We start from the raw sequence: 24,643 nt of genomic DNA, 5'->3' as shown, positions 1-24,643 counted from the left end.
CCGCCGGAACGGCTCACCTGGCCGCCGAGGACTCGTACAGCTCGAACCAGATGCTCTTGCCCTGGCCCCGCGGCACGACGCCCCACGCGTCCGCGAGCAGTTCGATCAGCATCAGCCCGCGCCCGGAGGAGGCGAGCTCGCCGGGCCGGCGCTTGTGCGGCAGGTCGTCGCCGCCGTCGGTGACCTCCACCCGCAGCCGCCGCTCACCCTTCTCCCCGCTGACCTCGGCCAGCACCAGCGCGTCGACGTCGGTGTGCAGCAGGACGTTGGCGAGGGTCTCCGACAGCAGCAGCACCGCCGAGTCCACATGCTCCTCGTTCGACCAGTCGTGCAGCAGCTCCCGCAGCTGCCGGCGGGCCACGGAGACCCGCTCGGGCTCGGCCTGGGCGACCGTCATCAGGGTGTGCCGCAGCCGGGGGCGGGCCGCCCGGCCGTCGCGGCGCCGGCTCAGCAGCAGCACCGCGATGTCGTCCTCGCGACGGTCGGCCAAGGGCCCGGTGGTGTGGTGGGAGGAGGGCCCGTGCACGGCCTGCACCAGCGCGTCGGCGAGTTCCTCGGCGTCGCCGCCGTGCCGCTCCAGGATCGTGCGGATCCGCTGCCAGCCGGTCTCCAGGTCGTGGCCGCCGGTCTCGATCAGGCCGTCCGTGCAGAGCATCATCGTCTCGCCCGGCTCCAGGATGAACCGGGTGGTCGGGTAGTCGGCGTCCGGGTCGACGCCGAGCGGCAGCCCGCCCGCGGTCGCCCGTTGCAGCACCGTGCCGTCCGCCATCCGGATCACCGGGTCCGGATGCCCCGCACGGGCCACCTCCAGGACCCCGGTACGCGGGTCGACCTCGGCGTACAGGCAGGTCGCGAAGCGCAGGTCGGCGGCCTCGTCGGCATCCTCGCCGTTCTCGCCGTTCTCGCCTTCGGCACCGGCGGCGAGCATGCCGTGCAGGAAGCGGGAGGCGCGGGAGAGCACCGCGTCCGGGCGGTGCCCCTCGCAGGCGTAGGCGCGCAGGGCGACGCGCAGCTGGCCCATCAGCCCCGCCGCGCGCACGTCGTGGCCCTGGACGTCCCCCATCACCAGGGCGAAGCGGCCCGACCCGGAGGACGTGCGGGATCGCGAGGCGGCACCGGGCAGCGGGATCATGTCGTACCAGTCGCCGCCGATCTGGAGGCCGCCGCCGGTGGGGACGTAGCGGGCGGCCACGTCCATCCCGGGGACCTCGGGGCCCAGCGTGGGCATCATCGAACGCTGAAGGCCCTCGCTCAGCTCCCGCTCGGTCTCGGCGGTCCCGGCCCGGGACAGGGCCTGCGCGAGCATGCGGGCCACCGTGGTCAGCACCGAGCGCTCGTCGGGAGTGAAGGCCACCGGGTAGGTGAAGGCGGCCATCCAGGCGCCCATCGTGCGGCCCGCGACGGTCAGCGGCAGGAACGCCCAGGAGTGGCGGTGGAAGCGCTCGGCGAGCGGCCAGGTGAGCGGATAGCGGGACTTGTACTGCCCCGGCGAGGAGAGGTAGACGGCCCGCCCGGTGCGGACCACCTCGGCCGCCGGATAGTCCGTCTCCAGACCCATGTGCACGAAGGGGCCCTCGTCGCCGGGCCGCTGCCCGTGGTGGCCGATGATCGTCAGCCGGTCGCCCTGGACGCCGAAGACCGCCAGCCCGTCCGGCGAGAAGCCGGGCATCGACAGGCCGGCGGCGACCCGCAGCACCTCCGCCGTGGAGCGGGCCTCGGCCAGCGCCCGGCCGGCGTCGAGCAGGAAGGCCTCCCGCGAGCGCCGCCAGTCACCGGTGACCGCTCGTCGCCCGGCGGGCGAACCGGGCGTCGGCTCGGCGACCTCCTGGAGGGTGCCGATCAGCCGGTACGCCTTCTTGCGGGCGTCGAAGGTCGGCTTGGAGCGGCTGCGCACGACGCGGACGATCCGGTTGCGCTCGTCCATGATGCGGATGCGGACCTCGGCGAGGGTGCCCTCGGCGACGGCAAGCTGCACGACGCCGGTGATCTCGTTCCAGTCGACCGGGTGGAGGCGGGCGCGCACCTGGGCCTCCCTGAGCGTGGCCTTCTCGGGAGGCAGCCCTAGCAGCCGGGCCGCCTCGGCGTCCACCGAGACCAGGCCGGTGGCCGTGTCCCAGTGCCACATCCCGGTCGCGAGAGAGGCGAGCACGTCCCCCACGGCGGGCAGGGGCTCACCAGTACGCATTGCCCCACTGTAAGAAGAGGCGATCGGACACTGCCACCGATGGCGTACGGCCGTCCGGTCCCGGAGCCGCCCGGGACCGCTCCATAAAGTGGGGAGCCGACCTTGAGCTGCCCGGTACGCTTGGTAGGTCCGGGCCGTGCCCGCCCGGTGATCCCCAATCCGCGAAGGCTGGATGAACGACGATGCATCGGTACAGGTCCCACACCTGCGGCGAGCTCCGCGCCTCTGACGTCGGCACCGACGTCCGGCTCAGTGGCTGGCTGCACAATCGGCGCGACCTGGGCGGCATCCTCTTCATCGATCTGCGCGACCACTACGGCATCACGCAGCTCGTCGCCCGCCCCGGCACGCCCGCGTACGAGGCCCTCGACAAGCTCTCGAAGGAGACCGTCGTCCGCGTCGACGGCAAGGTCGTCTCCCGCGGCGCCGACAACGTCAACCCCGAGCTGCCCACCGGCGAGATCGAGATCGAGGTCGGCGAGGTCGAGGTGCTGGGCGCGGCGGCCCCGCTCCCCTTCACCATCAACGCCGAGGACGGGGTCAACGAGGAGCGGCGCCTGGAGTACCGCTTCCTGGACCTGCGCCGCGAGCGCATGCACCGCAACATCCTGCTGCGCACGGCGGTCGTCTCCGCCATCCGCCAGAAGATGTCCGCGATGGGCTTCAACGAGATGGCGACGCCGATCCTGTCCGCCACCTCCCCCGAGGGCGCCCGCGACTACGTGGTCCCCTCCCGGGTCCACCCGGGCCGGTTCTACGCCCTCCCGCAGGCCCCCCAGCAGTTCAAGCAGCTGCTGATGATCTCGGGCTTCGACCGCTACTTCCAGATCGCGCCCTGCTTCCGCGACGAGGACGCCCGCGCGGACCGCTCGCCGGGCGAGTTCTACCAGCTCGACGTCGAGATGAGCTTCGTCGAGCAGGAGGACGTCTTCCAGCCGATCGAGAAGCTCATGACGGAGCTCTTCGAGGAGTTCGGCGGCGGCCGCCACGTCACCTCCCCCTTCCCGCGGATCCCGTTCCGCGAGGCGATGCTGAAGTACGGCTCCGACAAGCCGGACCTGCGCGCCAAGCTGGAGCTCGTCGACATCACCGATGTCTTCGCGGGCTCGGAGTTCAAGGCGTTCGCGGGCAAGCACGTCCGCGCGCTGCCGGTGCCGGACACCGCGGGCCAGCCCCGCAAGTTCTTCGACCAGCTCGGCGACTACGCGGTGGAGCAGGGCGCGAAGGGCCTGGCGTGGGTGCGGGTCGGCGAGGACGGCGGGCTGACCGGCCCGATCGCGAAGTTCCTGACCGAGGAGAACGTCGCCGAGCTGACCAAGCGGCTGTCGCTGGCCCCCGGCCACGCGGTGTTCTTCGGCGCGGGCGAGTTCGACGAGGTCTCGAAGATCATGGGCGCGGTGCGGGTGGAGGCCGCCAAGCGCGCCGGTCACTTCGAGGACGGCGTGTTCCGCTTCTGCTGGATCGTCGACTTCCCCATGTACGAGAAGGACGAGGAGACCGGCGGGATCGACTTCTCCCACAACCCGTTCTCCATGCCGCAGGGCGGCCTGGAGGCCCTGGAGACCCAGGACCCGCTGGACATCCTGGGCTGGCAGTACGACATCGTCTGCAACGGTGTCGAGCTGTCCTCCGGCGCCATCCGCAACCACGAGCCGGACATCATGCTCAAGGCCTTCGAGATCGCCGGCTACGACCGTGAGACCGTCGAGGAGAAGTTCGCCGGCATGCTCCGCGCGTTCCGCTTCGGCGCCCCGCCGCACGGCGGCATCGCCCCCGGCGTCGACCGCATCGTCATGCTCCTCGCGGACGAGCCCAACATCCGCGAGACCATCGCCTTCCCGCTCAACGGCAACGCCCAGGACCTGATGATGGGCGCCCCGACCGAGCTGGACGAGTCCCGCCTGCGGGAACTCCACCTGTCGGTGCGCAAGCCGCAGCCGAAGTAGTCCCCGGACACGGTCTGTTGCCCGCCACGGCGGGCACGGACTTCGAAGGGCTCGGAACCGAACCGGTTTCGAGCCCTTTTCCCATGCGCCCCGCCGCCTCGAAGACGGGGGCGAGGACCTCCGGATGCCCCTGGAAGATCCGGTGTGCGGCCTCGTGTGTCGATGTGACCATGTGCGCAACGTAGGTGGATCAAAGGCTGATCTGCCGGGGAATCAGTGTGCGCTCACTCTTTCGAGGGCCGGAGAAACGTTCACGTTGCAGCCGGTTTGACTGGGGGTTCCGGAGACCGGTGATCGAGTTCCGGGCGCCCCGGTCGTGCTCACCTGCTGGGGCGACGACGGCGAGGGCGGCGCGGAGGGCGTCCGGGGTCTGCTGCGGCCGGACGATCAGCTCACGGGGCATGTCGGCTCGCCCGGCGAGCTGGGTCCCAACGGGTGTGGCTCATGGCCGTGGCCTCCGGGAAGCGGTTGTGGACACTGTGGGGCGGGCGGGGCGCGTCTACGGATCGAGCGGAAGGGATGTCTGTTCAGCCGCTGGGCCGAGGTAGGTGTACTCGGTCGACTGTGCGATGCCCACAGAGTCCAGCCGCTGGCGGAAGCGGACGCGGAAATGGACGTTGTCCCCGAGACCCGGGCGCATGCGCAGCAACTCTTCCGGCTCTTCGAATCGGACGTCGTAGGCATACGCGTTCTTGGCGGTCCCGGTCTTGACTTTCACCCAGCCGCTTTCGCGCAGTTCGGTGATACGGCCGGAGATCGTGATCTCCTGGTCGCGGTCCCGGGTCTCCCGCAACCGTTCCACATAGCGCCTGCCTCGTTCAGTCAGCTGCGCGCGGCGCATGCCCCCGTCGGCGGCGTACCAGGTCATCCCCAGGCCGAGGCTGTACCTGCTCAAGGCGCGGGACAGCGAGTCCACGGCGTCGAAGAGCCGGGCCCACTCGCGGACATCACTCTCCGATTCCAGCGCGGTCAGCAACTCGGTGAGTGTGCGCATGCCTGTGCTTGCCGCGGAGGTGGTGGGGGCGTCAAGAGCGTACGGCTCCGGGGAGGCACAGGTGGCCACGGGCCGGGCGTGCACCACAGTGCTGCCTGCCGAGACGCCGGTGAGTTCCAGAAGGACGGGCGTGCCCGCGGCAGCGGAGATCGCTGCCTCCACCGGGTGGAGGAGGGCGTCCCCCCATTGGAAGCGGAGGGCACCTGCTTCGGTGTCCGGGCCGGTCAGGCGCAGCTGAAGCTCCTCGTCGAGCCGCGCCTCCGGTGCGTATTCGCGTGCCGCGGCGAGACGACTGGCCCGGTGTTCGGCCTCGATCTCCTCGTCGTCCCTGTCCTCGACGCCCATTTCGTCCAGAAGCCGTGCTGCCTTGTCCTCCGCGGTCGGATCGTCGCCCAGGAGCGCGCGCCTGCGCTCGCGCCAGCTGTCGCCGTTCACAGTCGCACCTCCAGATATCCGCGCGCCGGGGCGGCACTCTGTTCGGATGGTGAGCGGTCGACCTGGCCGGGCAGCCTGCAGCGCTGCCACCAGTCGTCCCACACACCCCGTTGTATGAAGTATGTCCGCTCTTCAGGTGTGAAGCGCTCCGGCTCGAAGATATGGGCAACCGGCTGGTACCCGATGCGGAGGGGGGAGACGCCGAACTTCTCCCTCATTCTGTCCCGGCTCTGGAAAGCGGTGGTCAGCCATTTGGACCCGGGTTTGCCGCGCACCGCACGTTCGGCCCGGGTGTCGATCAGAAGCGTCGCGTCGATGTTCCTGGGGTCGGGTTTCGTACTGACGAAGCTGCCACCGAGCCACACCCGGTGAATGAGCCGGAGGCCTGCAAGGACGTCCGCGTACGCGTCCTCGAGTGCGAGGAAGCGGTCGACATAGTCGAGTAAGCCGTCCCACAGTGCCGTGCGCGTCGCGGATTCCTGAAATTCCGGGGCGCTGACCAGCATGGACTCCGCTTCGTCGAGGGAGACGGAGTACCGGCCCAGGGGGAGGAATCCGTTCGCGGCGAAGGTGGGCGGCACGTGAGGTCCTGTCGGTGTCGGAGAAAGTTGTACAGCGGTCAGGTCGGAGCGGTACGGGTCATCCTGCCGGGGTGGCTTCGGGGGCGCCGACGGTTTCGGGCAATTGCTTCGTTGACGCGCATCCCCGGCAGTTGTGCGGGTCGGGGCCGCGATAGCCGCGGTCGCAGGTGTCGCAGTTGCGGAGTGGGTGCCCGACAGGCGGGGGTGGCTCGGAGGCGTGGAACGGCGGCAGGGGCGGGAGCTGGGCGGCGAGGCGGTGAGCCAGGAGGGCGGCCGGACGGCGCAGGGGCTCCGGTGGCAGGTCGGCGGTCAGGGCGTGGCGTACGGCGGTGGGAGTGAGGTCCCGCTCCAGCCAGGCGGCGACACCGGGTGCGAGGTGCTCGGCGTCGGTGGCGGAGAGGAGCAGGCGGGGGTCCTTGCGGCGCAGGCCGGCGAGGACCTCAGTGGCTGCCTGGAGCAGGGCGGGGGAGCTGTACGCGGGCTTCGGTACGGCGGGGAGGGCTGCGCGGCGCGGAGGGTTCTGCTGCGGGGCGGTGGCCGCGCGGCGGGCCGGGGGCCTTGGCGGTGCCGCTTCGGACGCGTCGCGGTCGCGGTGTCGGCCCGGCTGGTTGCAGGAGACGGTGCGGGTGACGATGCGGCCGGTCTCGGTGCGTTCGCGGGTGCGGCGCAGGTAACCATGGGTCTCCAGCTCGCGCAGGGCGGCGGCGATCCGGGTCGGGCCCTCCGGGAAACGGGCCGCGAGGGTCTTGATGTCGACGGGGGCGCCGGTGGGGAGGGACTGGATGTGCACCGCCAGGCCGATGGCGAGCCCCGACAGCTCGGGGTGCTGGGCGAGGTGGTTGCCGATCACCGTGAAGCGGGTGGTGTGGCGGGTGTTGTCGTGGGTGACGCCGTAGCCGCGCGGGCGGGCGTGGGTGCGTGGATTCGCCCGGGAGTGGGGTTCGTTCGCTTCGTTCGCGGCAACGGCTGACTGGGCGTGCGGGGGCACGCTAGGGTCGTGGGTACCCATCAGGAAGGTCCGTTCTTCCTCGGTGGTCAGGCCCTCGATCGGGATCGCTAGTCCCGGCCGGGGGCCGATGCATGTGTGGGGTTGTTTGCGCTGAGCGTAGGGCCGTTGGGGGAGCAGAAATCCAGCCGAGCCGGTGATGTTCACCCGCCCGAGTGAGCGTGTGCCGTGGGCGGGAGGGGTGGGGCTTGGTGAGGTCCTTTCTCCCTCGAGTTCTTTGAGGGGACACCGCCTGTGGCACCGGAACCCGTGGGGGTGGGTTCCGGTGGTGAGCAGCGCAGTTCGGCCCACACCCGCTTGCGCGGGAACCGGTCCTCGCTCACACCCCAGCGGTCGGCGAGCGCGTCCACGATGAGCAGGCCTCGCCCCGACTCGGCGTCGCCAGCGGGGTGTTGAGGTGCGGGATGCCGGTCGCCGCGCGTGTCGGTGACCTCGATGCGGAGCGTGTCGCCGATCGCGTAGAGCGTCAGCCGGAAGTCACGCCCGGGGACGCGGCCGTGGGTGATGGCGTTGGCCGCCAGCTCGGCCACGAGATGGTTCGCGGGTTCCGTGGGCAGCCCCCAGCGGCGCAACTGCGCCTCGGTGAGCAGACGGGCGAGACGGGCACCGCGCCGTGTGGACGACAGCAGCACGCTGAAGTTGTGGATCTCGGCGGCGGGTTTGGCCGTGAGGTCGGCGATTTCCTGATTCACGTCACTCAGCGTGGCCGAGCCCGCCTACCGTGAGGAGTGACTGAAGGGTTGCGTACGGTGACTGTCGGCGGCTTGTCCGGTGCTGTCCGGGCCGTCGGCACCGTTCGTAGGGGTAGGGCGTCGCCGTACGGCGCGGGACTACGGAGGGGTGCGGGATGTCGGTGGACGGCGAGGCGGTACGGCTCGGGGCAGAGGCGGACGAGCCGGGGTGGGAGGTGGACCCGGACGACGAGTGGGGAGTCGCGGTGATCGCCACCGTGGGGCGGCAGTTGAGGCTGCGGCGAGAGGCGGTGGGGATGCGGGCTTCCGAGTTCGGGGCGGCGATGGGGTACGGGGAGGACCTGGTCTACAAGATCGAGGGCGGGAAGAGGATCCCGCGGGAGGAGTACCTGGACAAGGCCGACGAGGTGTTGCGCGCGGGTGGGCTCATCTCGGCGACCTGGGAGGACGTGAAGAAGGTCCGGTACCCGAAGAGCGTGCGGGCGCTGGCGGTTCTTGAGGCCAAAGCGGTTGAGATCGGGGTGTACGTCGGGCTCAGCATCCACGGCCTGTTGCAGACGCCGGGTCATGCGCGAGCCTTGTTCGAGGCCTGGCAGCCACCGTATGCGGAAGAGGAAGTGGAGCGCTTGGTCGCGGCCCGGATGGCCCGAAAGTCGATCTTCGAGCGGTCACCTGCTCCGGCTCTCAGCTTCGTCCTGGAAGAGGCGACGCTACGCCGACGGGTTGGGAGCACAATGGTGTGGCGTCAGCAGCTCGAACACATGCTGGAGGCAGGGCGGTTGCGCAACGTCACGCTTCAGGTGATGCCGACGAGTGCAGGGGCCCACCCTGGGCTGGACGGCAGGATCGAGGTGCTGAAGTTCGCCGACGGTACGGCGACGGGTCGTTCCGACGGTGCCTTCAATGGCCGACCGACTTCGGATCCGAAGCAGCTGCGGATCCTTGAGCTGCGGTATGGGACCATCCGTGCGCAGGCTCTCACGCCGCGGGAGTCGCTGGCCTTTATCGAGCGAGTGCTGGGAGAAACATGATCCGCAAGGCCTGTGCCGGGGATGCTTCCGAACTGGTCTGGTTCAAGAGCAGTTACAGCGATGGCCCCGATGGCAACTCCTGCGTCGAGATCGCGATAGCGCCCCGCACCATCCATGTCCGCGACTCCAAGAACACCGAAGGCCCGCAGCTCGCCCTGGCTCCTGGCGCCTGGGCGGACTTCGTCGGCTACGCCTCGCAACGCTGACCCCGCGAGGGAGTGCGAAGGGGCCCGGGAACAAGTCGCTCCCGGGCCCCTGTGCGCACGCGGTGAGGCCTATTCGTCCGAGCCGCCGAAGCGGTTCTTGTAGGTCTCCAGGTCGTCGTCGGTGAGCTTGGCGAAGAGGACCGGCGGGACCGTGAACGGGGTGCCGGCGGGGACGGTGGTCAGGGCGGCCGCCTCGGTGGGGGTCACCCAGGTCGCCGTGTCGTCGTCCAGGGAGAACGCCGCGCGCATGGCCGCCGACGAGGTGGGGATGAACGGCTCCGAGACCACCGAGTAGAGGTGGATCAGGTTCATCGCGGTGCGCAGGGTGAGGGCCGCGCCGTCCTTGTCGGTCTTGATCTCCAGCCAGGGGGACTTCTCCTCCAGGTAGGAGTTGCCCGCCGACCACAGGGCGCGCAGGGAGGCCGCCGCCTTGCGGAACTGGATGGCCTCCATGTGCTCCTCGTACTCGGCGAGGAGGCGGGCGATCTCCTCCCCGAGCCGCGCCTCGGCCTCGCCCGGCTCACCGCCCTCCGGGACGGCGTCGCCGAAGCGCTTGCGGGAGAAGGACAGCACCCGGTTGACGAAGTTGCCCAGCGTGTCCGCCAGGTCCTTGTTCACCGTGGCCGTGAAGTGCTCCCAGGTGAAGGACGAGTCGTCGGACTCCGGCGCGTTCGCCATCATGAAGTAGCGCCAGTAGTCGGCCGGGAGGATCTCCAGCGCGTCGTGCGTGAAGACGCCGCGCCGCTGCGAGGTGGAGAACTTGCCGCCGTAGTAGTTGAGCCAGTTGAAGGCCTTGATGACGTCGACCTTCTTCCACGGCGAGCGGGTGCCCAGCAGGGTCGCCGGGAACATCACGCTGTGGAAGGGCACGTTGTCCTTGCCCATGAACTGCGTGTAGTGGACGTCCGCGTCCGACTCCCACCACCACGCACGCCAGTCCCGGTTCTCCGGGTCCTGGTCCGCCCACTCCTTCGTGGCGCCGATGTACTCGATCGGGGCGTCGAACCAGACGTAGAAGACCTTGCCCTCGGCGGCCAGGTCCGGCCAGGTGTCGGCCGGGACCGGCACGCCCCAGTCCAGGTCACGGGTGATCGCACGGTCGTGCAGGCCCTCGGTGAGCCACTTGCGGGCGATCGAGGAGGCCAGCACCGGCCAGTTGTCGGCGCGCTCGTCGACCCAGGCCTCGACCTCGCCGGCCAGCACGGACTGGAGCAGGAAGAGGTGCTTGGTCTCGCGGACCTCCAGGTCGCTGCTGCCACTGATCGCGGAACGCGGCTCGATCAGGTCGGTCGGGTCCAGGACTCGCGTGCAGTTCTCGCACTGGTCGCCGCGGGCCTTGTCGTAGCCGCAGTGCGGGCAGGTGCCGATGATGTACCGGTCGGGCAGGAAGCGGCCGTCGGTGTTGGAGTACACCTGGCGGATGGCCCGCTCCTCGATGAACCCGTTCGCCTTCAGCTCGCGGGCGATCTCCTGCGTGATCTCGTGGTTCTGCGGGGACGAGCTGCGGCCGAAGTAGTCGAACGCGAGTGAGAAGCCGTCGTAGACCGCCTTCTGCGCGTCGTGCGCCTGCGCGCAGAACTCGTCGACCGGGATGCCCTGCTCCTTGGCGGCAAGTTCGGCGGGGGTGCCGTGCTCGTCGGTCGCGCAGATGTACAGGACCTCGTGGCCGCGCTGGCGGAGGTAGCGGGAGTACACGTCGGCCGGGAGCATGGACCCCACCATGTTGCCCAGGTGCTTGATCCCGTTGATGTACGGAAGGGCGCTGGTGATGAGGTGTCGAGCCATTGCGGGCTGCTCCCAAGTCGCTACGTGGGGTGACGATCTCGTCAGGTGCGGGTCGTCTGCGGAACCTTGAAATCGTAGCCGACATGACTGGGCCGCCCGCTTCCCGTTTTGAGGGGTGGGAAGGGGCGGCCCTGGTGCGGTGGTGGGTCCCGTCGGTTACGGGCGCCAGTTGGCCAGTACGCCCTCGTAGAGCTCCTGGTCCGTGAGCTCGCGGGGGGTCGGTCCCGCGTGGAAGAAGGACGTGGTGTCGGTCTTCAGTTTGCGGAGGTAGTCGAAGGCCTTGTTGTCGTGCTCGCCGAAGGCGACGAAGGAGAAGAAGACGGTGGGGTGCTTCTTCGACGCGTCGGTGAGGGACTTGGTGGCCGGGGTCTTGGCGTCCGGGGCGCCGTCCGTCTGGAAGATCACCAGGGTGGGGGTCGCCGGGTCGTCGGCCGACTCCGCGCGGTGGCCCAGTACGGCGTCCACGGCCGCGTGGTAGCTGGTGCGGCCCATGCGGCCGAGGGAGCCGTGCAGGTCGTCGATCCGGTTCTCGTGCTCGGCGAGGGTCAGCTCGCCGGTGCCGTCCACCTCCGTGGAGAAGAACACGACCTGGACCGTCGCCTCGGGGTCGAGGTGGGACGCGAGGGCGAGGGTCTGCTCGCCGAGGGCCTGGGCGGAGCCGTCCTTGTAGTACGGGCGCATGGAGGCGGAGCGGTCGAGGACGAGGTAGACCTTGGCGCGGGTGCCGGTGAGGTCGAACTTCGCCAGGGCGGACGCGGCGGATTGGTAGGCGGTGGTGAGGGCGGGGGCGTGCGAGTCGATGTGGGTGAGGGGGGTGGCGGGGGTGGGGTCCGTGTCCGGCGCGGGCTGTTCGGCCGCCGGTTCGGTCTCGGCCTCGGTCTCGGTCTCGGCTTCGCCTTCGGCCGGGTCGTTCCCACCCGCACCACCCGTGCGGCTCTCGTCGTCGAGTGCCGGTGGCCCCTGTGGGGCTTCCTCGCCGTCGGCGGCCTGCGGGTCGCCGGCCTCGGTCTGCGGCGTGGCCGCCGCGGGCTCGGGGGTCGGCTCCGTCGCCGCCGGTTCCTGCTCCGAGGGCGGCTGATCGGTCGTCGGTTCGGCCTCGGCTTCGCCTTCGGCCAGGTCGTTCCCACCCGCACCACCCGTGCGGCTCTCGTCGTCGAGTGCCGGTGGCCCCTGTGGGGCTTCCTCGCCGTCGGCGGCTTGCGGGTCGCCGGCCTCGGCCTGCGGCTCCGACTCCGACTTCGGCTCGGGCTCGGCCTGCGGCTCCGCCTCAGCCTCCGGCTTGGCCTCGGCCTGCGGTGCGGGCGTCGGCTCGGGCTCGGTCTGCGGCTCCGCCTCGGTCTCCGGCTCCGGCGTGGCCTCGGCCTGGGGCTTGGGCGCCGGCTCGGGGGTGGCCTCGGTCTCTGGCTCCGGCGTGGCCTCAGCCTGCGGTTCGGGCGTCGGCTCGAACTCCGGAGTTGCTTCGGCCACCGGTTCCGGGGTCGGCTCGGGCTCGGCCTCCGGCTCCGCCTGCGCGGCCGCCGGCTCGGGCTCGGCCTCCGGCTCCGCGGCCGTCGGCTCGGGGGTCGGCTCCGACTTCGGTTCTGCGGCTGCCGGTTCGGCCGTCGGGGTCGGGTTTTCGGCTGCCGGTTCCTGGGTCGGCTCAGGTTCCGACTTCTCTTCCGCGGCCGCCGTTTCGGGTTCCGTGGGGGTCGGGGTCTCGGCTGCCGGGGCGGTCGGGTCCACGGGGTCGGACGGCTTGGGGACCGTGACGTTGCCGAAGGCGGCTGAGACCAGTTCGTGTTCGTCGCCGTCGGAGGGACGGGGGTCGGGGACGTGGACGGTGGGGGCGGACTCGGTCGCCGGGGCGGGGACCTTCGGCTCCGGCTGCTGGGCAGCGGTGGGTGCCGGCTCCTGGGCTGGAGCCTGTTCCGCACCCTCTGCCTCGGCCGTACGCCCCTTGCGCGATCGGCCGAACGCGTTCCGCAGGAGAGTGAGAATGCCCATGTGCGCAACCCTTCGTGAGTTGATGCCCGTCAATCCCTGGCCAGGACGGACACGTAAGGTTAGCGGCCCCGAGTGGTGATCTTGGGCAGGGGCGAGTACCGAGAAGCGGGCCGTGTCAATGCGATCCTCGGCCGTCGTGCAGCGTGACGTCGACGAGCAGCGCGCGGTGGTCGGTGTCGGCCACGGCGAGGAAGCGGGCGCCCGTCGCGGAGAAGTCCGGCGAGACGAGCACGTGGTCGATCTGCGCGCCGAGCGTGGGCGCGGTGCGGGCCGGCCAACTGGGGGAGCGCTCGGCGCCGGCCAGGCGGGCGGCGTCGCGCAGGCCGGTGTCGATGATGCGGCGGAAGGCCGCGTGGTCCTGGGAGGCGTTGAAGTCCCCGGCCAGCACGGTCGGGGTCGTACGGTCCGCCGCGGCGAAGGCACGCAGCCGGGCGAGTTCCCGGTGCCAGAGCGCGACCTGGCCGGGCAGCGGCGGCATGGGGTGCGCGAGCTGGAGACGTACGGCGTGCCCGCGCACGTCGGCGACCGCGCCCGGCATGCCCATCGTGCCGCGGACCCCGGCGGTGCCGCGCAGGGGGTAGCGGCTGAGGATCAGGGACCCCTCCGAACCGCCCGCCCGGACCGCGCGCCGGTACGGGTAGTCGCCGCCGACCTCCCGGTCCAGGGTCGCCTGGCAGGTGTACTCGCACTCCTCGACGAAGACGATGTCCGGCCGCTCGCGGCGGATGACGGGGACGAGGGCCGGGGCGCCGCGCCCGAACTGCACGTTCGAGGTCAGCACCCGCACCCCGGCCACGGCATGGCCGGCCGGCTCGGAGACCCTGCCGTACGGCTCGATGTACCAGGCCAGCAGCCCCAGCAGCGCCACGCCCCACACCGCACCCACCCACCAGCGTCCGCGCAGCGTGAGCGCCAGGCCCAGCCCGGTGGGCACGAGCAGCCACGGCAGGAAGGCGAGGAACTGCGGCACGGGCGTGATGCCGTCGCTGTCGGCCAGCCGGCACCCGACGACGACGCTCACCCCGGCGAACATCAGCCCGGCGCACCAGACCGTGAACCGTCCCCCCTGCTTGGTCACGACGACGAGCCTACGGGTTCTGCACGGACCCCGGGCCTCCTTCGCGCGGGATCAGACGCGTCGTGGGATCAGACGCGTACGCGGGGCGGCGGCTGCTCGGGGCGGGTCCGGGTGGTGGGGGCGACGGACGCCCGGCGGCGGAACGGCAGGCGCGGGTGGCGGACGAGCCAGGTCAGGGCGGCCACCGTCAGACCGAGGGCGACCAGGATCCACGAGGCGGTGCGCAGGGTGGCCGTGAGGGCGTCGTAGACGGCAGCGACGGCCGGCTGGGAGACGTCGGCGGGCAGGTCGGCGAGGGTCAGGTTGCGGCCGATGGCGACGGCGAGGGCGAGCAGCGCGCCGCCGAGGGCGGTGCCGAGCGCGGTGGCGGTCAGCGCCCGGCGGCGGCGGACGGCCAGGGCGAGGCCCGCGACGGCGAACGCGACGGCCGTGATCGGCAGCCAGAAACCGGCGACTTCGAGCACGTGGAACCCCTTCCGCAGGCGGCCCAGTTGCTGGGCCGGAAGCAGGTCGACCTCGGTGTGCTGGACGGGGATGCGGTTCGCGAGCGGTACGTGGTCCTGGGCGAGCTGGGCCTTGACCTGGGCGGTGACGGGCGCGAGATCGACGGTGACCGGGCGTGCGCGGGGGTCGCGCTCGTCGCGCAGGGCCCGCAGGACGGCGTCGTGGGCGGCCCGGTTGCCCTCGTTCCACGCCGTGCGGAACGCCTCGGTCCGGGTGAACGAGCGGACCGCGTCGTGCACGTAGGGGGTGATGGTGCCGCGTCGCACCCGGGCGTCCAACGCGGGACCGATCTCCTGCACGATCCCGTCCCCGAGGGTGTCCGCGACCGCGTCGCGCACGTCCGGGTCGTCGGCGAGCGGCGCCATCGTGGTGACGTAGCGGCCGGTGTCGGAGAGCCCGTACGCCGCCCAGGCCGACAGCGCGCCGAGCGGCACGAGCAGGCACGAGAGTGCGATGAGCGCGGCCGACAGGCCGCTTCGCATACGTCGGGGCACGTTCTCAGCGAAGGCCGTCGCCCGCTCTTTGGCGAGCGGAGAGGCGGCATTCGGGTGACGGGAGGGTGGGTCGGCCGGTTCGGTCGACCGACGTGGGCCGACCGACGCGGGTCAACGGACGCGATGGCCCACGGCGTCCTCGTGCGTGTAGAACCAGTAGAAGCAGAAGAGGCCCGCGACGATGGCGATCCCCAGGGCCAGGGCGGCCGTCGACAGGATCGCATGGCCGCTCTGGCTGTAGAGGAAGCCGAACGCCGCGCCGATGAAGGCGAACCACAGGAAGGCGTGCCGCTCTCGCCGCAGCCGGGGGCCCAGGACGAGGACGCCGGCCAGGAGCGCCATGAACACGATCGTGGTCACGAAGCCGAACAGGACGTTCCAGCCCGTGATCGGTCCACCGTGGCGCCGGTCGGCCGCGGCCCAGTAGCCGTACACGAGCCCCAGCGCGAGCGGTCCCGCCCACCGGCCGATGGTATGGGCCCGGCGGCTGAACAGGTTGGGTGGGCGAGTGGTGCGGGTGCTGATACCGGATACGGGTGCCGCGTGAGCCATGAGAGCGCTCCTCTCTCTCCTCGCCCCCGCCTACCAGAGCACACCGGGGAAGGGGCCCTGGCAAGTCGGTGGACCGGTTAACGTGCTGACGTACGCGACCGACTGGATCACGACACGGGGGGACGATGCCCGGAACCGTGCTGCTGCTCGCGGCCGCGCCCATGGGCAGGGGACGTCTGGTGGACGCCGCGTCCGTGCTGCCGGTGCTGGCCGCCGTGGCGCCCTCCGTGCTGTCCGGCACGGACACCGCGACCGTGGTGGAGCTCGCCGACCCGCTGGAGCCGCAGGCCGTGCTCACCCGGCTGCGCGCGGCCGCGGCGGCGTCCGGCCCGCTGACGGTGTTCCTCGCCGGCCAGCTCCAGCTGGACCGCCGCCAGCGCCTGCCCCACCTGGCGCTCGCCCGCACCACACCGGCGACCGTCCGCTACACGGCCCTGCCCTGGCACTGGCTGCGCGAGGAACTCCGGCTGCGCCCGGACGGCACGACCACGGTCGTGGCCGATCTGCACGCGGACGCGGAGAGCTGGGAACTGCTGCGCGGGCGCCCCTTGGACTGCGGGCGCAACATCGCCCTGTACGGCCGGGTCGCACCGCCGCCGTCCCGGCGCACGGTGGCGGCACCGGCGTACATGAGGGCGGTGGCGACGATCCTGCGCAGCGGGCACCGGCCGGCACCGGCGGACCTGCACGAGCAGGCGCTGTCGCGGCTGGCCGAGGAGGACGGCGGCACCGGTCTCGTGCTCACCGCGCCCGGGTCGGCGCCGGCCGACCCGCACCCGGCTATCGCCGCCTGCGTGCAGGCCGGCCGACACGGCGACGCCGACGCGCTCGCGGCCCGCTGGGAGCGGGCCGCCGCCCTCGCCCACGGAGCCGCCTCCGAGGACGCGCTGCACTGGGCCGAGGTCCGTGCCGACCTGGCGATGTTCGCGGGCGACGCCGCCCGCAGCTGCCGGGCCTGGCTGACCGTGGCCGCCACCCGTCTGGCCATGGGCCAGGCCGCCGACGCCGTGGAGGTCGAGACCGCCGTCGACCGCGCCCACCACCAGTGGGGGCTCATCCGCGATCCCGAACGGGCCCGCGAACTCGGTTCGCTGCTCGCGGAGGTGCGCGGCCGCGTGCCGGGCCGGCGGCAGGGCGCACTGGACCACGTGCGCCGCCAGTTGAGCCAGTTGCAGACACAGGGCTGACACGGGGCCGACGCGGGGCCGGGGGAGGTCCTGCGCAGGCCCGGTGCGGGTCCGGGGTAGGCCGGGCGCAGACCTGGTGCGGATCCAGGGCGGATCCGGTGTGGGTCTGAGGCGGGTCCGGTGCAGGCCCGGTGCGGGTCCGGTGCAGGGCCGCTCCCGGTTCGCCGTGGCAGGTACGGGGCCCGGTGTGGCTGAAACGCACCCTCCCGGGGAGTCGTGTCCTGGTGCCAGGATGGTGAGTCATGGCTGAGGGGGAGGGCGTGGCCGGCCGAGGTGTCCGGGTCCGGCTGGACGGAAGTGCGAGCAGCAAGGACATCGGCGCGCTGAAGGCGTGGCTGGAGCGCGAGAAACCGCTGGATGATCTGGTCCGCGACGGGCAGCTGCGGATTGTCGAGCAGCCGCGTTCGGACGTGCCGCCCGGTCGCATGGGCGCCGGCATGGAGATCCTGTTGCTCCTGCTCGGCGCGGGTGCCGAAGCCGTGTTCGACGAGCTGGTGACGCAGACCAAGCGGGCGGTGGCGGCCTGGCTGGAGAACCGCCGCCGAGTGGAGTCCGGCGACTCACCCGAGCCCCACGTCGATCCGGTGCACCGCGACGAGGGGTAGCCCCGTGGACCGCTTCGACCCGCGGGGGCGGGTGAACCGGGCGCTGCTGGTCGGTGTGTGGGAGTACGAGTACACGCAACCGGACGACCCGGAGGGCGTGCCCGGCCACCTGCCCGCCGTCCGGCACAACCTGGAGCGGCTGGAGGCCGTGCTGCGCCGGGGCGGGATCTTCGGCGGGCCCGAGGAGACCGCAGAGCAGGAGGCCACCGGCGGACGGGAGGTCACCGGTGGGCAGGAGGTCACCGGTGGGCAGGAGGAGATCACCGTCCTGCGCTCGCCGTCCCTGGACGAGTTCAGCGAGGCGCTGCGCACCGCCGCCCATGAGGCCGAGGGGCTGCTGCTGTGCTACTTCGCCGGGCACGGCGCCGTGCCGAGCGCGGGCGACGAGCTGTTCCTCCAGATGCGCAACGCGCACGTGGTGGCCGGCGGCCAGGCCGTTTTCCCGGGCGCGGAGGCGTTCACCGGGATGCTCACCGTGCTCGCCGGGAGCCAGGCCGAGCGGATCGTGGTGATCCTCGACTGCTGCTACGCGGGCAACGCCGCCAAGGTGTGGAACGGCTCCGCCGACCGCCGGCAGCGGGTCCTGCTGCTGATGAGCGTGCAGGCCAATCGGCTCATCGACTCCGGCGACGGCACGAGAGCCACTCCGTTCACCGAAGAACTCGTACAACTCCTCGACTCACGCGGGGAGTTGTCCTTTCTGGAGCTCTTCGACGGGCTGCACGGGCGGATGGTCGCGGCGGGCCGCAGTACTCCGTTCGGGGATCTGTGGGAGCCGCAGTTCGCCGGTGAGCCGGGTACGGACGTGCTGCTGGCGGCGCGGGACGGTGGGCCCCCACCGGGCCCGCCCCCTGTACCGCCGCCCCCCGCGCCGCCGCCTGTCGAGCCGCCGGGTGGTCAGGGCGACACCGGGGGCCTGGTCCGGCTCCTGACAGTCCTGTTCGCCGTGGTGCCTACCCGGGCGCGCGCCGTGATCCGCTGGTTCCGCGGGCTGCGCGGCTGGGCCCGGGGCGTGGTGAGCGCGCTGCTGGTGCTCGCGCTCGCCGCACTCGGTGCCGGCGGCTACGAGCTGGCCGGCCTCGGCGGCGGCCACTCCTGCGCGCCGCCGCTCGAACTGCGCCTGCTGACCGACCCCGACCTGGAGCCCACGGTCCGGGACGCCGCCGACGCGTATCTCACCTCGCGGGCCAACACCACCGCGCACGGCTGCCGTCGCAGCGGCATCACCGTCTACAGCGCGGGCGCGACCGCCGCGGTCACCGCGCTGCGCCGGCAGAACGACGCCTGGCAGGAACCCCGTGTGGAGGACACCAACCCGCAGCGGGACGTCGGACCGCAGCCGGACGTCTGGATCCCCGCCTCCGGCACCGACGCGGCCCGGGTCACCACCGACTGGACCACCCGCAGTTACGTCGAACTCCACCCGGACGAAGAGCCGTTCGTGTACTCGCCTGTCGTGCTGGCCGTCCCGCAGAACCTCGCCGGGGCCGGACTGGACGAGCGCGTAGGGCTGTCGCTGTCCCGGCTGACGGAGCACCTGAAGCGGCAGGACGCGAACGCCGGAGTGCTGCGGCCCGACCCGGAGTTCACCGACTCCGCCCTGCTGGCGACCGTCGGCCTGTACGCCGGCACCGCCGACTCACGCGCCGCCGAGCAGGGCGTACGGCCCGCGGGACCGCCCTCCCCGACCGCCGCCGAGCTGCTGTGCGCGCTGCCCGCCGACCGCGCCGCGGACGGTCGCACCGCCGCGCTCGTCCCGGAGTTCCTGCTCAGGAGTGGGGTGGGCTGCGCGCGGACGACACGGGTGCCGCGGATCGCCGAGTACCCCGTCGACGTGCCGGCGCTGACGCCCACCTTCGTGCGGGTCCGCTGGGAGGGCGGCGACCGGGACGCGGCGGCGCGGGACGACGCCGTCGACCGCTTCCGCACCTGGCTGACCGGAGAGGAGGGGCTGGCCGCGTTCGCGGCCGCCGGCTTCCGGTCCGCGACGGGATCCGGCCACCGGCTGCTCGACGCGGACCACGTCGGCGTGGGCGTCCTGCGCGCCCCCAGCCCGCTGCCGGGCGCGGCCTGGCGCACGGCGATGGAATCGGCCCTCACGCGGTACCGCAGCGCCCACGGCGCCGGCCGGGTCCTCTACCTCCTCGACAGCTCCGGTTCGATGAACACGCGGTGGCCCGGGCCGAGCGGTGGCCCCGGCATCCTGAAGCAGTCCCTGGGCGGGCTCGGCGCCCAGGACGACTACGGGGTGTGGGCGGTCTACGGCCTCTCCGGCGACGGGCCCTACCAGCCGCTGCTCCCCTTCGGGCACCACCGCCGCGCCGACGCCGAGCACGTCATCGACACCGAGGCACAGGTGCGCGACGCCGAGGCCGACCCGCACGCGGCGCTGCTCGCCGCGCTGGACGACATGGCCGGCCGCGGCACCGACGACCAGCGGCCGCAGCTGATCGTCTACATCACCGACGACGAGGACAACAACCGGCTGACCGGCAGGAACCTGGACGAGGTGCTGGCCCGGGCGCGGAAGACGAAGGTGCCGGTGGACATGGTGTCCCTGATCAGCGGCTCCTGCGCCCCGGACCGGCCGGACGCCCGGATCGCCGAGGCGAGCGGCGGCCGTTGCCTGGACGGCGGCGACGACCCCGGCAGGGGCCTGCGGGACGAGGTCGCCCGGGTGGGAACGGGGGCCCACTGATGGCACGACTGGCACGACGACCGGCCGCGACACTCGCCCGCCTGCTGGTGCTGCCGCTGCTCGCGGCCACCGCCTGCACCGGGGGCGGACCCGGGGACGGGCAGACGCCCGCCGCCGACGTGCCCGGCGACATCGTGGTGGCCAGCGGCCGGGACGTGACCGGCAAGAACGGCGTCCGCCAGCAGCTCATCGACGCCTGGAACCAGCGGCAGGAGCAGCAGAACTCCGGCTACCACGCCCGCCTGGTGGAGCTGCCGGGCTCCGCCGACGAGCAGCGCAGCCAGCTGCTGGGCGCGCTCCAGTCCGGCAGCGCCCACTACGACGTGGTCAACCTGGACGTCACCTGGGTGCCGGAGTTCGCCGAGGCGGGCCTGGTCAGGCGGCTGTCCGACGGGGCCGTCGACCACGACGTCATCCCGTCCGTGGCCGGCACCGCCCGCTGGAAGGGCAAGGTGTACGCGGTGCCGTTCAACAGCGACGTCGGCCTGCTCTACTACCGGCGCGACTATCTGAGCCGGGCGGGCGTCCAGCGCACCGGCCCGGACGCGGTCCGCACCTGGCGCGACCTGCTCGGCCTCGGCGACACCCTCGACGCGCACCCGCCCAAGGGGTACCAGAAGCTCTGGACCACGCAGCTGGCCGCCTACGAGGGCCGTACGGTCAACGCCGTGGAGGCGTTCGCCTCGGCGACCGACGACTTCGCGCTCACCGACGACTCCGGCCGCTACGACGGCAGCCCGCGGGAGCTGACCGACGGCATCGCGGAGCTGCGTAAGCGCACCGCCAAGCCGTACACCCTGGACAGCGCCGTCAGTTCCGACGAGGCCTCCTCGCTCAGCGCCTTCGAGGACGGCCGCACCGCCTTCCTGCGGCAGTGGCCGTACGCCTACGGAACGCTGCACCAGAGCTTCACCGAGCAGCAGCTGGGCGTGGCCCCGCTGCCCGGCCGGGCGGTGCTCGGCGGGCAGAACCTGGCGGTGACGATGTCCTCGCAGCGGGCCGGGAAGGCGGCCGAGCTGATCACGTACCTCACCAGCGCCCAGAGCGAACGCTGCCTGCTGGACGCCGGCTTCGCCGCGACCCGTACGTCGGCGTACACCGACGACGGCGTCCGCTGCGCGTCCGCGTCCGGCTCCGGCGGCTCGCCGTCGGCGTCGCCCACCGGCGAGAGCACCGACCACATGCCCCGCGACGCGGCCGGCCGGCCCGGCTACGCCCGCGGCATCCTGCTGCCCGCCCTCCAGCGGGCGGTCTCCCGCCCGCGCACCCCGCTCTACGGGGCGTTCACCCAGACCTTCATCGCTCAACTGGGTGCCCTGTTCACCGACGACCCGCCCAGTGACGCGGTGCTGGCCGGCCGGCTGGACGAGGCGCTGCGCCGAGCGCTGCCGGGCTGAGCGCGAACGCGGCAGACGGCGAACGGGACAGACGGCGAACGGGACAGACAGCGAACGGGACAGGCGCGAACGGGACAGAGGCGGCGCCGCGGGTCGCTAGCGGCTCTGCACGGCCTGCGGGGCGGGGACCGGATCGGCCGAGACCACCGGTCCGGCGTTGGCCGCCGCGATCAGGGCGGCCACGGCGATGACGGCCGCGCCGAATCCTCTGACGCAACGTGCGGAGAAGTGTCCTTGGCGCGCGACAGTGCGTCCGAGCACGGCTACCGACCTCGCAACGACAGTGATGGATTAAGCGGGTTTAACAGTCTCTCCAACGTAGGGGGTGGGAAGGCCGAACGAAAAGAGCGCCAGGGCGAGTTGGGGTTCGGTGGGCGGAAGGTCCGGTACTGAAATCCGGTCAGGCGGACAAGTCCCTGCGCAAGTCGACTTACTGGCATGATGAACCGCATGGCGAAGCGGGACGACCCGGAGACCATCGGGCGCAGGGTGCAGCGGCTACGACGGGAACGGGGCCTGACCCAGCGGCAGCTGGCCGAGCCGGCGTACACCCCCGCGTACATCTCCACGCTCGAGGCGGGCCGGGTCCGGCCCTCCGACGAGGCGCTCCGGCACGTCGCCGAGCGGCTCGGGATCGCCTTCGACGAGCTCGCCACCGGGCGTCCCGCCCATCTCGCCACCGACCTGCGCCTGAGGCTGACCGAGGCCCGGCGCACGCTCGCCACCGGGGAGGCCGTGAAGGCGGCCGAGCAGTACACCCGGCTGCTGGCGGAGGCCGAGGAGCACGAACTCGTGGCCGTCCAGGCCGAGGCGCTGCTGGGGCTCGGCGAATGCGCCCTGGAGACCGGCGAACTGGAGAGCGGCCGGCAGTTCTTCGAACGGTCCGAGCAGGCCCTCGCCGACGCGCCGCTGCCCGCCCGGGTCCCCGCGCTGCGCGGCCGCGCCGTCTCCCACTACCTGGCGGGCGAGCTGCGCTACGCCGTCTACCTGCTGGAGTCCACCCTCGACGAGCTCAACCGGGGCGGACTGCACGACCCGGACGCTCTGCTGCTGCTCTACGCCGGCGTCATCGGGCCGTACATGGACATGGGGGCGCACGCGCGGGCGGCCCAGGCGGCCGAGTTCGCGCTCGCGCTGGCCCCGCAGGCGGGCGATCCCGCGCTGGTGGCCCGGATGCACCGGTCGGTGGCCCGCACCCTGCTCGCCGAGGGACGGATCGCCGAGGCCGACGCCTCGCTCGCCAAGGCCGCGGAGCTCTACCGCGCCCTCCAGCTGCGCACCGAACTCGCCAACTGCCACTGGATGCGCGGCTACGTCTGCGCGCAGAACGGCGAACTGGAGCGTGCCGAGGAGGAGTTGCGGGCCGCCCAGGCCATGCTGTCCGCCAAGCGGGCCGCGCTCTACACCAGCCAGGTCGTGGTCGAGCTGGCCGACGTCCTGCACCGGCGTGGCAAGTCGGCGGAGGCGGCCGACCTGCTGCGGAACGTCCTGGGCGACCTCTCCCCCGAGCGGGGCGCCGTGCACGCCGCCGCCGCGCACCGGCTGCTCGGCATCATCGCCGAGGACGCCCGCGACACGGAGGCCGCCGAGGAGCACTACGTGCGGGCGCTGAGCCTGCTGGAGCGGGCGGGCGCGGCCGGCGACCTGGCCGACCTGTGCCGCCTCCTCGGGGATCTGCTGCGCCGCACCGGCCGCGTGGAGGCGGCCCTGGACGCCTACCGCACCGGCCTGGGGCACCGCACCGCGCCCGGCACCACGACCCTGGGCCCGGCCCCGGCGCAGCCGCCGCTGTGACGGCCGCGCGCCGCCGCGATGGCGGTCGGCGGCTGCCCCCGAGGCCGTAGTCCGTGGTTTCCGTGGGTGGTTCCCGAGGTGGTTTCCGGGGCGGTTTCCGGGGGTGCGCCGGGGGTACCCGCCGCGCGCCCGGGCCGGGGACCCGCATGCGGCTCTCCGGTGACCGGTGCCAGCGTCTCGCCGCGCGGCGACGGCATGCCCGTGCGGATGGGCGCCAGCGACGCGGCGGCCGCCCGCCTGGCCGAGATCCAGGCCACCCTGGGCGACGGGCCGTCGCTGTACGCGGCGCAGGCCGGTGCGCCCGTGCTGGCCTCCGACCTGACGGCGGACCGCGCCGCCCGGCGCTGGCCGGTGTTCGCCCAGCAGGCGGCCGAGGCCGGCGTCCGGGCCGTGTACTCCGTTCCGCTGGGCGACGACGCCGTCTGCGTGGGCACGCTCGACCTGTACGGCGACGCCCAGCGCTGGCCCTGCTGCGCGCCCACGCCTTCGCCGACGGCCGTACGGCACTCGACATGGCCCACGAGGTGATCACCCACGGCAGGAGACTCGACCGCGACTAGCTGGTGCCCTGACCGGCTGGTGTCCTGACCGGCTGGTGCTCCGACCGGCCGGTGCAGTGACTGGCCGGTGCCGTGACCGGCCGGGGGTCAGGCCCGGGTCCGTGCCTCGCGCTGCACCGCCGTCAGGCGGTCCACGCCGCGCTCGACCGCCAGAGCGGTGCTGTCCTTCGACGGGGTGCCTCCCAGGGCCCCGGTGGTGAGGACGATCGCGTCGTCGCCGACGCGTACCGTGGCGAGGTCCACGGTGAGGGTGGTGTAGGTGTCCTGCTCGTACGACTCGGCGGTGAGCGTGAGGCGCAGGCCCTGGCGGGCGTCGCCGACGTCCGGCAGGGCGAGGTCGGCGACCCGTACGTACAGATCGTCGTAGTTCGTGCTCCTGGCGGTGAAGTCCGCACAGGTCCGCGGCATGGTCCTGAGCCAGGCGAGGGTGCGGTCCACGGCCGCGGCGTGCAGCGCGAGCACCTGGTGGCGCAGTTGGGCCTCGTCGTAGCCGTCGTCGTAGGCGGCCACCGCGTGCGCGCCCGAGGGGGCGCCGAACGGCTCCTCGGTGTAGAGGGCGTCGAGGAGGCGCCCGCACTCGGACGTGTCGGCCTGCGCCTTGAGGATGCTGTCCCGCCAGGTCGCCGCGCCTCCGGTCGGCGCCCACGCCGTTCCGAGGTCCGCCTCGGTCAGCAACGCGGCCCGCGCCTGGTCCTGCGTGAGCGTGCCCGCGGGGTCGTGCGGACGGGTGTCCACCGGTGCGGGGACGTGGACGACCCGGCCGGACTGCCCGGCGGTGCAGGCGGCCTCGGTCAGCAGGGCGGCCGCGCAGAGCGCGAAGGCGGCCAGGACACGGGCCGGGGTACGGGACATGGATGCCTCCAGACGGACGGAACACACGCCGCGGACGTGGCGTCCGGGCGGCGGCGCTCCTCCCACGGCACCACCGGG

At 72.6% G+C, this 24,643-nt stretch carries 20 protein-coding genes and 1 pseudogene; 9 read left to right on the top strand and 12 right to left on the bottom strand.

The genetic code is table 11. From position 1 onward, the window contains the following. Positions 1–13: 13 nt before the first annotated feature. Entirely contained in the window at positions 14–2,185 is a 2,172-nt protein-coding gene (locus tag ACTYVM_RS04765) for a SpoIIE family protein phosphatase (RefSeq protein ID WP_445524692.1), read from the bottom strand. 182 nt (positions 2,186–2,367) lie between these two features. Between ACTYVM_RS04765 and aspS the strand changes: the two genes are divergently transcribed. Further along, positions 2,368–4,131: an aspartate--tRNA ligase gene (gene aspS, locus ACTYVM_RS04760; RefSeq protein WP_445524691.1), complete on the top strand. Its 1,764-nt coding sequence runs from the start codon at positions 2,368–2,370 to the stop codon at positions 4,129–4,131. Positions 4,132–4,630: 499 nt separating this feature from the next. On the opposite strand, the gene ACTYVM_RS04755 is transcribed toward aspS, so the two are convergent. The 4 genes and pseudogenes from ACTYVM_RS04755 to ACTYVM_RS04740 all read right to left on the bottom strand — a co-directional run. Next, entirely contained in the window at positions 4,631–5,560 is a 930-nt protein-coding gene (locus tag ACTYVM_RS04755) for a hypothetical protein (protein WP_445524690.1), read from the bottom strand. Continuing rightward, positions 5,557–6,141 carry a DUF6932 family protein gene (locus tag ACTYVM_RS04750; protein WP_445524689.1) on the bottom strand — a complete coding sequence of 195 codons (585 nt, stop codon included), beginning with the start codon at positions 6,139–6,141 and terminating at the stop codon, positions 5,557–5,559. The genes ACTYVM_RS04755 and ACTYVM_RS04750 overlap by 4 nt, the downstream gene beginning before the upstream one ends. Positions 6,142–6,199: 58 nt before the next feature. Then, a complete protein-coding gene (locus tag ACTYVM_RS04745; protein ID WP_445524688.1) occupies positions 6,200–7,150 on the bottom strand; it encodes a helix-turn-helix domain-containing protein in 951 nt (316 codons plus the stop codon). Between the two features lie 251 nt (positions 7,151–7,401). Beyond that, positions 7,402–7,848: pseudogene (locus tag ACTYVM_RS04740) on the bottom strand (ATP-binding protein); the annotation flags it as partial. A 146-nt stretch (positions 7,849–7,994) separates the two neighbouring features. On the opposite strand from ACTYVM_RS04740, the gene ACTYVM_RS04735 reads away from it, so the two are divergent. Both ACTYVM_RS04735 and ACTYVM_RS04730 read left to right on the top strand, forming a co-directional pair. Next, on the top strand, positions 7,995–8,870 hold the full coding sequence (locus tag ACTYVM_RS04735) for a helix-turn-helix domain-containing protein (RefSeq protein ID WP_445524687.1): 876 nt from the start codon (positions 7,995–7,997) through the stop codon (positions 8,868–8,870). After that, the gene (locus ACTYVM_RS04730) at positions 8,867–9,076 is read left to right on the top strand and encodes a DUF397 domain-containing protein (protein ID WP_445524686.1); all 210 of its coding nucleotides are present in this window, start codon (positions 8,867–8,869) and stop codon (positions 9,074–9,076) included. Before ACTYVM_RS04735 ends, ACTYVM_RS04730 begins: the two co-directional genes overlap by 4 nt. 69 nt (positions 9,077–9,145) lie before the next feature. Here the strand turns inward: ACTYVM_RS04730 and metG are convergent, their stop codons facing one another. From metG to ACTYVM_RS04705, 5 genes are all read right to left on the bottom strand, one after another. Continuing rightward, a complete protein-coding gene (metG, locus tag ACTYVM_RS04725; protein WP_445524685.1) occupies positions 9,146–10,861 on the bottom strand; it encodes a methionine--tRNA ligase in 1,716 nt (571 codons plus the stop codon). A 156-nt stretch (positions 10,862–11,017) separates the two neighbouring features. Next, positions 11,018–12,844: a VWA domain-containing protein gene (locus tag ACTYVM_RS04720; protein ID WP_445524684.1), complete on the bottom strand. Its 1,827-nt coding sequence runs from the start codon at positions 12,842–12,844 to the stop codon at positions 11,018–11,020. Between the two features lie 115 nt (positions 12,845–12,959). Further along, a complete protein-coding gene (locus tag ACTYVM_RS04715) occupies positions 12,960–13,877 on the bottom strand; it encodes an endonuclease/exonuclease/phosphatase family protein (RefSeq protein WP_445524886.1) in 918 nt (305 codons plus the stop codon). A gap of 113 nt (positions 13,878–13,990) precedes the next feature. Next, positions 13,991–14,920: a hypothetical protein gene (locus ACTYVM_RS04710; protein WP_445524683.1), complete on the bottom strand. Its 930-nt coding sequence runs from the start codon at positions 14,918–14,920 to the stop codon at positions 13,991–13,993. A gap of 111 nt (positions 14,921–15,031) precedes the next feature. Continuing rightward, the gene (locus tag ACTYVM_RS04705; RefSeq protein ID WP_445524682.1) at positions 15,032–15,472 is read right to left on the bottom strand and encodes a hypothetical protein; all 441 of its coding nucleotides are present in this window, start codon (positions 15,470–15,472) and stop codon (positions 15,032–15,034) included. Positions 15,473–15,597: 125 nt separating this feature from the next. Between ACTYVM_RS04705 and ACTYVM_RS04700 the strand changes: the two genes are divergently transcribed. The 4 genes from ACTYVM_RS04700 (at position 15,598) to ACTYVM_RS04685 (ending at position 21,359) form a co-directional block, all read left to right on the top strand. Further along, entirely contained in the window at positions 15,598–16,659 is a 1,062-nt protein-coding gene (locus ACTYVM_RS04700; RefSeq protein WP_445524681.1) for a hypothetical protein, read from the top strand. A gap of 242 nt (positions 16,660–16,901) precedes the next feature. Next, positions 16,902–17,264, top strand: coding sequence for an effector-associated constant component EACC1 (locus ACTYVM_RS04695; protein ID WP_445524680.1), 363 nt, complete (start codon positions 16,902–16,904; stop codon positions 17,262–17,264). A 4-nt stretch (positions 17,265–17,268) separates the two neighbouring features. Then, positions 17,269–19,962, top strand: coding sequence for a caspase family protein (locus ACTYVM_RS04690; RefSeq protein ID WP_445524679.1), 2,694 nt, complete (start codon positions 17,269–17,271; stop codon positions 19,960–19,962). Beyond that, positions 19,962–21,359 carry an extracellular solute-binding protein gene (locus ACTYVM_RS04685; RefSeq protein ID WP_445524678.1) on the top strand — a complete coding sequence of 466 codons (1,398 nt, stop codon included), beginning with the start codon at positions 19,962–19,964 and terminating at the stop codon, positions 21,357–21,359. The genes ACTYVM_RS04690 and ACTYVM_RS04685 overlap by 1 nt, the downstream gene beginning before the upstream one ends. A gap of 96 nt (positions 21,360–21,455) precedes the next feature. Here the strand turns inward: ACTYVM_RS04685 and ACTYVM_RS04680 are convergent, their stop codons facing one another. Further along, positions 21,456–21,620, bottom strand: a complete 165-nt coding sequence (locus ACTYVM_RS04680; RefSeq protein ID WP_445524677.1) for a hypothetical protein — start codon at positions 21,618–21,620, stop codon at positions 21,456–21,458. Between the two features lie 189 nt (positions 21,621–21,809). Here ACTYVM_RS04680 and ACTYVM_RS04675 point away from each other — a divergent pair, with 189 nt between their 5' ends. Continuing rightward, positions 21,810–23,153: a helix-turn-helix domain-containing protein gene (locus tag ACTYVM_RS04675; protein ID WP_445524676.1), complete on the top strand. Its 1,344-nt coding sequence runs from the start codon at positions 21,810–21,812 to the stop codon at positions 23,151–23,153. A gap of 159 nt (positions 23,154–23,312) precedes the next feature. Beyond that, on the top strand, positions 23,313–23,681 hold the full coding sequence (locus ACTYVM_RS04670) for a GAF domain-containing protein (protein WP_445524675.1): 369 nt from the start codon (positions 23,313–23,315) through the stop codon (positions 23,679–23,681). Between the two features lie 119 nt (positions 23,682–23,800). Here the strand turns inward: ACTYVM_RS04670 and ACTYVM_RS04665 are convergent, their stop codons facing one another. After that, entirely contained in the window at positions 23,801–24,565 is a 765-nt protein-coding gene (locus tag ACTYVM_RS04665; protein ID WP_445524674.1) for a hypothetical protein, read from the bottom strand. Positions 24,566–24,643 lie beyond the last annotated feature (78 nt).

This window comes from Streptomyces cyslabdanicus (assembly GCF_052663305.1).
This window is presented reverse-complemented; position numbering and strand designations above follow the sequence as displayed.

Excerpts from the sequence above, each read along its gene's own strand:
- ACTYVM_RS04765 (WP_445524692.1), bottom strand. The coding sequence starts at position 2,185 with ATGCGTACTGGTGAGCCCCTGCCCGCCGTGGGGGACGTGCTCGCCTCT.
- aspS (WP_445524691.1), top strand. The coding sequence starts at position 2,368 with ATGCATCGGTACAGGTCCCACACCTGCGGCGAGCTCCGCGCCTCTGAC.
- ACTYVM_RS04745 (WP_445524688.1), bottom strand. The coding sequence starts at position 7,150 with ATGGGTACCCACGACCCTAGCGTGCCCCCGCACGCCCAGTCAGCCGTT.
- ACTYVM_RS04735 (WP_445524687.1), top strand. The coding sequence starts at position 7,995 with ATGTCGGTGGACGGCGAGGCGGTACGGCTCGGGGCAGAGGCGGACGAG.
- ACTYVM_RS04730 (WP_445524686.1), top strand. The coding sequence starts at position 8,867 with ATGATCCGCAAGGCCTGTGCCGGGGATGCTTCCGAACTGGTCTGGTTC.
- metG (WP_445524685.1), bottom strand. The coding sequence starts at position 10,861 with ATGGCTCGACACCTCATCACCAGCGCCCTTCCGTACATCAACGGGATC.
- ACTYVM_RS04720 (WP_445524684.1), bottom strand. The coding sequence starts at position 12,844 with ATGGGCATTCTCACTCTCCTGCGGAACGCGTTCGGCCGATCGCGCAAG.
- ACTYVM_RS04715 (WP_445524886.1), bottom strand. The coding sequence starts at position 13,877 with ATGTTCGCCGGGGTGAGCGTCGTCGTCGGGTGCCGGCTGGCCGACAGC.
- ACTYVM_RS04705 (WP_445524682.1), bottom strand. The coding sequence starts at position 15,472 with ATGGCTCACGCGGCACCCGTATCCGGTATCAGCACCCGCACCACTCGC.
- ACTYVM_RS04700 (WP_445524681.1), top strand. The coding sequence starts at position 15,598 with ATGCCCGGAACCGTGCTGCTGCTCGCGGCCGCGCCCATGGGCAGGGGA.
- ACTYVM_RS04695 (WP_445524680.1), top strand. The coding sequence starts at position 16,902 with ATGGCTGAGGGGGAGGGCGTGGCCGGCCGAGGTGTCCGGGTCCGGCTG.
- ACTYVM_RS04685 (WP_445524678.1), top strand. The coding sequence starts at position 19,962 with ATGGCACGACTGGCACGACGACCGGCCGCGACACTCGCCCGCCTGCTG.
- ACTYVM_RS04675 (WP_445524676.1), top strand. The coding sequence starts at position 21,810 with ATGGCGAAGCGGGACGACCCGGAGACCATCGGGCGCAGGGTGCAGCGG.
- ACTYVM_RS04665 (WP_445524674.1), bottom strand. The coding sequence starts at position 24,565 with ATGTCCCGTACCCCGGCCCGTGTCCTGGCCGCCTTCGCGCTCTGCGCG.